The following is a 1,648-nucleotide window of genomic DNA, read 5'->3' on the forward strand; positions in this document are numbered from 1 at the left end:
ACGTGACCGGACGCATCGCCGCGCCCGGTGAACTCACCACCCCCGCTTACTGGGTGACCCATGTCCGTGAGGCCGTGCGCTTCGACGACGGGATCCGTGTCCTGGCGGAGGAGGGTGTCACCCGGTTCGTGGAGCTGGGGCCGGACGGTGTGCTCAGCGGCATGGCCCGCGAAAGCGCCGGCGACGACGCACTCCTCGTCGCCCTGCTGCGCAAGGACCGCGACGAGGAGACCACGGCCCTCACCGCACTCGGACGGCTGGCGACACGCGGCCAGACGGTCGACTGGACCGCCTACCTCGCCGGAACCGGTGCCCGGCTCACCGACCTCCCGACGTACGCCTTCCAGCACCAGCGCTTCTGGCCCACGCCCGGCGCGTTCTCCGGGGACGTCGAGTCCGCCGGCCTGCGCACCGCCGACCACCCCCTGCTCAGCGCGGCCGTCGAACTCTCCGACTCCGACGGACTCCTCCTCACCACCCGGCTCTCCCTGCGCACCCACCCGTGGCTGGGCGAGCACGTCGTCATGGGCAACGCCCTGCTGCCCGGCACGGCCTTCGTCGAACTCGCGGTGCGGGCCGGGGACGAAGTCGGCTGCGACCGCGTCGAGGAACTCACCCTGGCCGCGCCCCTGGTCCTCCCCGAGCAGGGCGGCGTCCAACTGCACCTCCAGGTCGGCCCGGCCGACACCGCGGGCCGCAGGGTCCTCACCGCCCGCTCCCGGCCGGAGGGCGCGGACGACCGGCCCTGGACCGAACACGCCACCGGCGTGCTCGCCCCGGGGACGGCTCCCGCCTTCGACACCGCCGCCTTCGACACCACCGTCTGGCCGCCCGCCGACGCCGAACCCGTCGACCTGACGGGCCTCTACGAGCGCATGGCCGAGGGCGGATACGAGTACGGCCCCCTCTTCCAGGGCCTGCGCGCCGCCTGGCGCCGGGGCGACGACGTGTTCGCCGAGGTCGCCCTCCCCGACTCCGCCGAGCGCGACGCGGCCGGCTTCGGCCTGCACCCGGCGCTGCTCGACGCGTCCGTGCAGATCTCCGCCCTCGGCGGACTCGCGCGGGGAGTCGTCCCGTTCTCCTGGGAAGGCGTGACCCTGCACGCCACCGGCGCCCGGGCCGTCCGCGTCCGCCTGACCCGGACCGGCGACGAGTCCGCCACCGTCACCGTGGCCGACCCCGCCGGGGCCCCGGTCGCCACCATCGAGAACCTGGTGCTGCGCGCCGTCGCCTCCGGCACCGACGTCGACACGACGACGCGGGATGCCCTGTTCCACCTGGCCTGGACGCCCGTCGCCGCTCCCGCGCCGGACAGCGCTGCCGAAGGCGCCCCTTCCACGGCCGTCCTCGGCGCCGCCGACGACCTCTTCGCCGCCGTGACCGGCCCTCACCATGCCGACTTCGACGCTCTGGTGCACGACGGTGCGGTTCCGGCGACGGTGCTGGCCACCGTGCCGGAAGCCTCGGCCGGGGTGGTCGACTCCGTGCATGGTGCGGCCGTGTGGGCTTTGGAGCTGGTGCGGTCGTGGCTGGCGGACGAGCGGTGTGTGGAGTCGCGGCTGGTGTTCGTGACGCGCGGTGCCGTGGAGGGCGGTGACCTGGCGGGTGCCGCTGTGTGGGGTCTGGTGAGGTCGGCCGTCTCGGAGCA

Annotated in this window: 1 protein-coding gene; it reads left to right on the forward strand. The window is 74.6% G+C overall.

The window, feature by feature from the left end:
- The coding region (locus ADK41_RS03430; protein ID WP_209438634.1) for a polyketide synthase dehydratase domain-containing protein at positions 1-1,648 on the forward strand (1,648 nt) is incomplete at both ends.

This window comes from Streptomyces caelestis (genome assembly GCF_001279005.1).
Lineage (GTDB): Bacteria > Actinomycetota > Actinomycetes > Streptomycetales > Streptomycetaceae > Streptomyces > Streptomyces heliomycini.